Here is a 5,538-nt window from a genome sequence, read left to right on the forward strand (position 1 = left end):
GTATCGGGCCGATGTTCGGCCAGTATCGGGCCGATGTTCGGCCAGCTCGGCTTTTTCAACAAATTCGCCGGCAAGGACTACGAAGACAAGCGTCCCCGTGATCGTTACGTCGACGAAAGCAAGCGCTTGCTCAAGGTCCTCGATGGCCGTCTGCAAGGGCGCGACTGGATCATGGGCGAGCGCTACACCATTGCCGACATCGCGACTTTTCCGTGGGTGCGTAACCTGATCGGCTTCTACGAGGCCGGTGATCTGGTCGGCATCCAGAATTTCCCCAATGTCACTCGCGTGCTGGAGCGTTTCCTGGCAAGGCCGGCGGTGATTCGTGGGCTGGAAATCCCCAAGCAATCCCTTTGAATCCCTCATCACCAAGGCAGGCAATGAGCTCATTCGATTTCAAGCAAGTAGATGTCTTCAGCCACGTCGTGCTCAAGGGCAACGCGCTGGCGGTGGTGTTCGGCGCAGACAAGCTCAGCGATGAACGCATGGCGGCGTTCGCGAACTGGACCAACCTCAGCGAAACCACTTTCGTGCTCGAACCTCGAGACCCCCGGGCCGACTATCGGGTACGCATCTTCACCACCCTGCAAGAGTTGCCGTTCGCCGGTCATCCGACGCTGGGCACCTGCCATGCCTGGCTCGAGGCCGGTGGGGTGCCCAAAGGCGAGGAGATCATTCAGGAATGCGGTGCCGGGTTGGTGCGAGTGCGTCGGCAGGGGGCGGAGCTGGCGTTTCTCGCGCCACCGTTGCTCAGGTCCGGCCCGGTGGACGCCGGGCTGGTCGAGCGTGTACGGCTGGGCCTCGGATTGGCGCCGGGAGCGATTGTGCGCACGCAATGGGTCGACAACGGTGCCGGTTGGCTGGCGGTGATGGTCGAGGACCGCCAGCAGATTCTGGACTTGCAGCCGGATCATGCACAGATGCTCGGCCTCGCCGTCGGTGTCATCGCGCCATGGCACCCCGAGCGCGATGGTGCTGAGGCGCAGTTCGAAGTGCGTGCATTCATCTCCGGCGACGGCATGCCGGAAGACCCGGCCACCGGCAGCCTGAACGCCGGAATCGCTCAATGGTTGCTCAGCGAAGGGCTGGCCCCGGCATCTTATGTCGTCAGTCAGGGCCTGACCATGGGCCGCGCCGGGCGGATTCGGGTGGAGCAGGTGGGAGATGAGATTTGGATTGGTGGTGCTGTCGTGACGTGTATTACCGGAACGCTGACGATCTAACCTGTGAGAGCAGGCGGTATTCGATGCGGGCGATTGTTGCCGCCGCGGTAACGTTGTCTTGAGCGATCGAGGTTTGTGTCCCGCACCTTGCAGGGCATAAGCTTTGCGCCCTACGAATTTCGTCTCTTCAGGAAGGTCCATGTCCAGTCAGTTCCCCGAAGCACGTCCACGCCGTCTGCGCCGCAATGCGAGCCTGCGCAGCCTGTTCCAGGAAACCGAGTTCAGCTTGAATGACCTGGTGCTGCCGATTTTCGTCGAGGAAGAGATCGACGATTTCGTGCCGATCAAGAGCATGCCCGGGGTGATGCGCATTCCCGAGTCGAAACTGGCCGGCGAGATCGAGCGTTACGCCCGGGCCGGGATCAAGTCGGTGATGACCTTCGGCGTGTCTCATCATCTGGACAGCAACGGCAGCGACACCTGGAACGATAACGGCCTGGTGTCGCGCATGTCGCGCATCGCCAAAAACGCCGTGCCGGAAATGATCGTGATGTCCGACACCTGTTTTTGTGAGTACACCGACCACGGCCATTGCGGCGTGTTGCACCAGCACGAAGTCGATAACGACCAGACCCTGATCAACCTCGGCAAACAAGCCGTGGCCGCCGCCCGGGCCGGCGCCGATGTGATCGCGCCGTCGGCGGCGATGGACGGGCAGGTCCAGGCGATTCGCCGGGCGCTCGATGCAGCGGGTTTCAGCCAGACCGCGATCATGGCCTATTCGACCAAATTCGCCTCGGCGCTTTATGGCCCGTTCCGCGAAGCCGGCGGCAGTGCGCTCAAGGGTGACCGCAAAAGCTATCAGATGAACCCGATGAACCGTCGTGAAGCGGTGCGTGAGTCGTTGCTGGACGAACAGGAAGGCGCCGACGCGCTGATGGTCAAGCCGGCCGGCGCGTACCTGGACATCATCCGCGACATCCGCGAAGCCTCGCGTCTGCCGTTGTCGGCGTATCAGGTGAGCGGTGAATACGCGATGATCAAATTCGCCGCCCAGGCTGGGGCGATCGATGAAGATCGCGTCGTGCGTGAGAGTCTGGGGGCGATCAAAAGGGCGGGGGCGGATTTGATCTTCACCTACTTCGCAATGGACCTGGCCCTGGCCGGGATCTAACAAATCAAAAGATCTTCAGGTGATATAAGGCCGTATCCCATGATCGCGGAAATACCGTTCGATCACCTTCGGATCGGCGCTGTAATCGGCGATCGCCACATAGGTATCGGGGCGCAGCAGGTAAAACCCGTTGCGCGCCAGTCCCACGGTTTCAAACACCGGTCGCCAGTCGAACACCTGCAACGGCAGGTGATGCGCGCTGCACCAGGCGATCATCTCGTCGCTGGTTTCGCCATACACATGCACCTGCCAGGTCAGGTATTTCAGCGATTCGAAGTTGTCCCCTTCATCGTCGTGGGCCCAGGGCAGGCGATCACCGCCGTGAATATGGCCGGTAACGCCCTCACTCAACGGCATGCCGCGATAGTTGAGGGTGGTCTGTGACACCGTGCGAAACAGGAACTCCCGGACGGCCTCGAACGAGATCATTTTCGGGATCAAAAAGGGCGCCACGCGCATGCGCATTACGTCGGCAATTGGCCCATCGGCCGTGACAAAATTGAACACCCGATCAGTGGTGGCCACCAGGCGCTGGGCAAAGGCGATGCGTTCGGTTTCATAACTGTCGAGCAGTTTGGCCGTGGCGCTGCCGCTTAACACCGCCGCGAGCTTCCAGGCCAGATTGATCGCGTCGCCAATCCCGGTGTTCATGCCCTGGCCACCCGCCCGGAAAATCGGTGTCCAGGGATTTGCGCACGATCGAGCGGGCGCCGTCGCAGCCAGCGAGGTAGCAGGCCTGGCAGGTTTGCTGCTGGCCATCGGGCAAGCGCAGCGTTGCGGTGATGCCATCGCCAGTTTCCTCGAAACTGTGCAATTCGGTGTTGCGCTCCACCGTAATGCCAAAGGTCTCCAGGCGTTCGATCAGCAGTTGTTCATGCTCGTCTTGCGGATAGATTTCCAGGAACGCATAGGGCGTCAACCCCTCGCCGATGGCGCTCAGCGGCAGGTGTGCGACCGGTTCGCCCTTGACCCAGAAATTCGCGGCGCACACTTTATGGCCGTTCTGCACCACGGCGTCGCTGAGGTCGAGCTGGCGATACAGCTCCAGCGTTCGGGCCTGTACTGCCAACGCGCGTGAGGTAGTACCGGGGGCCGAGGTCTTGTCGATAATCCGCACCCCAATCCCCAGCTTGCTCAGCCACAGCGCCAGGACCAGCCCGGTCGGGCCGGCGCCGATGATCAGCACGTCGCTACGGTTCATGAGCCTGTCCTCCTCGGTGTGTGGATCAAGTATGGTTCAACCGGGACGCGCTCGCAGGCTCGACAGCGGCTACGGAACAGGGAGAGGGCGGGATAGTCATAGCCTGCGCCATGCCATTGATCGTATGGTTAACCCGGCTCAACGGATTTGATGGAGCACCATGCAAGCCAATCGATTGATCATGAGCGTGGCCGCGCTGTTGGTACTGGCCGGTTGCGGCACTCAGCGCCCTCAGGAACCGCCGGCCCGCAAGCCTGCCGAGGTCAAGGCCGAGATCGTCAGCCTGCTGCCGGCCAAAACGGTCGACCGTCAGGGCTGGGCCACGGACATCTACGCAGCATTTGCCGCGCAAAAGATTTCGCCGACCACGCAAAACCTGTGTTCGGTACTCGCGGTCGCTGAGCAAGAGTCGACGTTTCAGGCTGACCCGCTGGTGCCAGGCCTGGGCAAGATCGCCCGGGATGAAATCGACCGCCGCGCCGATAAGGCCCACATCCCCGGCTTGCTGGTCAGCGGTGCCTTGCAGGTGCGTTCACCCAACGGCAAAAGCTACAGCGACCGGCTGAATGCCGTGCGCAGCGAGAAAGAGCTCAGCGAGATTTTCGATGACTTCATCGGCATGGTGCCCATGGGCCGGACCTTGTTCGGCGGCTTCAACCCGGTGCACACCGGCGGGCCGATGCAGGTCAGCATCGACTTTGCCGAGCAGCATGTGCGGGATTATCCCTACCCGGTGAACGGCTCGATTCGTCACGAAGTGTTCACCCGTCGCGGTGGCCTGTATTTCGGTATCGCCCACTTGCTCGGCTATCCGGTGAGCTATAAGCAGCCGCTGTATCGCTTCGCCGATTTCAACGCCGGTTGGTACGCCAGCCGCAATGCGGCGTTTCAGAACGCGGTCAGTCGTGCGACGGGTATCCCGCTGGCGCTGGATGGCGACCTGGTGCGCTACGACTCGATTATGCCCGGCGCCACGGAACTGGCGGTGCGCACCCTTGGCAAGCAATTGGACATGCGCAACCCGACCATTCGGGATCAACTGGAGGAGGGCAAAAGTCTTCAGTTCGAGGACACCACGCTCTATCAACGCGTCTTCGCTTTGGCCGAACAGGCCGAAGGCCGGCCATTACCCCGGGCGGTGTTGCCGGGGATCGTGCTGCAAAGCCCGAAAATCACCCGAAAACTCACCACGGCGTGGTTTGCCAAGCGGGTCGACGAGCGCTATCAGCGCTGTATGAAGCGCGCGGGAGGGTAACCGGGCAAGCTCGCTCCCACATGGTTCGTGCGCAGTCTTTGGCATCTGCTACAAAGAGAGAGTCGCAGAGGAGATTTAGTCATGTACCAGCTCTATGGGCATCAGAATTCGGGGGCGGCCGCCATCGAAGCCGCGCTGGAACTGTGCGAGGTTCCTTATCGCTTCATCGACGTTTCATCGTCCTCGCAGGCGCTGCATGCGCTGGAGAAGCTCAACCCGCTGAAGCAGGTTCCCACTCTGCAACTGCCTGATGGCGGCGTTCTTACCGAGAGTGCGGCCATCCTGATTCACCTGGGCCTTACGTTTCCGGAGTCGAATCTGTTGCCGGAAAATCCGATCAAGCGCGATCAGGTGATTCATGGCCTGGTGTATATCGTCAGCAATTGTTACACCGCCATCGGCATCATCGATTACCCCGAACGCTGGCTGGCCGAGGCGGACGAGTCGTCCCGGCAAAACCTCATGGCCGGTGCCCGCCAACGCCTGCATTGGCATTGGGAGGTGTTTGCCGATCAGTTCGCCGGCAAGTTGTACCTGGACGATGGAAAACCGGGCGCGCTGGATATTCTGGCAGCGGTGGTAACGCGGTGGGCGGGCACCCGGGAACACTTGCGCATTGCGCGGCCGGGGTTCTTCGCCTGGCTCGAACGCTTCGACCGCCACCCTGCATTGGCGCCGGTCTTCTCTCGGCATTGGCCATAGGAACACCGCCAAACACATGTTGTGGGGGAGGGGCGGGATTATC

The 5,538-nt window shown here is 61.4% G+C and carries 5 protein-coding genes and 1 pseudogene; 5 read left to right on the forward strand and 1 reads right to left on the reverse strand.

Going from position 1 to position 5,538, the window contains the following annotated elements:
• The 3 genes from AC1DLB_RS26455 to hemB all read left to right on the forward strand — a co-directional run.
• Positions 1 to 357, forward strand: a 357-nt coding sequence (locus tag AC1DLB_RS26455; RefSeq protein ID WP_477785954.1) for a glutathione binding-like protein, incomplete at its 5' end; no start/stop codon positions are given.
• Between the two features lie 23 nt (positions 358 to 380).
• Positions 381 to 1,223, forward strand: a complete 843-nt coding sequence (locus AC1DLB_RS26460; protein ID WP_477743741.1) for a PhzF family phenazine biosynthesis protein — start codon at positions 381 to 383, stop codon at positions 1,221 to 1,223.
• 139 nt (positions 1,224 to 1,362) lie between these two features.
• The gene (gene hemB, locus AC1DLB_RS26465) at positions 1,363 to 2,337 is read left to right on the forward strand and encodes a porphobilinogen synthase (protein WP_018925389.1); all 975 of its coding nucleotides are present in this window, start codon (positions 1,363 to 1,365) and stop codon (positions 2,335 to 2,337) included.
• 15 nt (positions 2,338 to 2,352) lie between these two features.
• On the opposite strand, the pseudogene AC1DLB_RS26470 reads toward hemB, so the two are convergent.
• Positions 2,353 to 3,538, reverse strand: a pseudogene (locus AC1DLB_RS26470) (FAD-dependent oxidoreductase).
• A 160-nt stretch (positions 3,539 to 3,698) separates the two neighbouring features.
• Here AC1DLB_RS26470 and AC1DLB_RS26475 point away from each other — a divergent pair.
• Both AC1DLB_RS26475 and AC1DLB_RS26480 read left to right on the forward strand, forming a co-directional pair.
• On the forward strand, positions 3,699 to 4,793 hold the full coding sequence (locus AC1DLB_RS26475) for a DUF1615 domain-containing protein (protein WP_477743740.1): 1,095 nt from the start codon (positions 3,699 to 3,701) through the stop codon (positions 4,791 to 4,793).
• A gap of 81 nt (positions 4,794 to 4,874) precedes the next feature.
• Complete coding sequence (locus AC1DLB_RS26480; protein ID WP_477745526.1) at positions 4,875 to 5,495, forward strand: glutathione S-transferase; 621 nt, start codon at positions 4,875 to 4,877, stop codon at positions 5,493 to 5,495.
• Positions 5,496 to 5,538 lie beyond the last annotated feature (43 nt).

The organism is Pseudomonas sp. 05N434 (assembly GCF_056396965.1).

Coding starts and splice junctions, on each gene's coding strand:
- AC1DLB_RS26460 (WP_477743741.1), top strand. CDS start 381: ATGAGCTCATTCGATTTCAAGCAAGTAGATGTCTTCAGCCACGTCGTG.
- hemB (WP_018925389.1), top strand. CDS start 1,363: ATGTCCAGTCAGTTCCCCGAAGCACGTCCACGCCGTCTGCGCCGCAAT.
- AC1DLB_RS26475 (WP_477743740.1), top strand. CDS start 3,699: ATGCAAGCCAATCGATTGATCATGAGCGTGGCCGCGCTGTTGGTACTG.
- AC1DLB_RS26480 (WP_477745526.1), top strand. CDS start 4,875: ATGTACCAGCTCTATGGGCATCAGAATTCGGGGGCGGCCGCCATCGAA.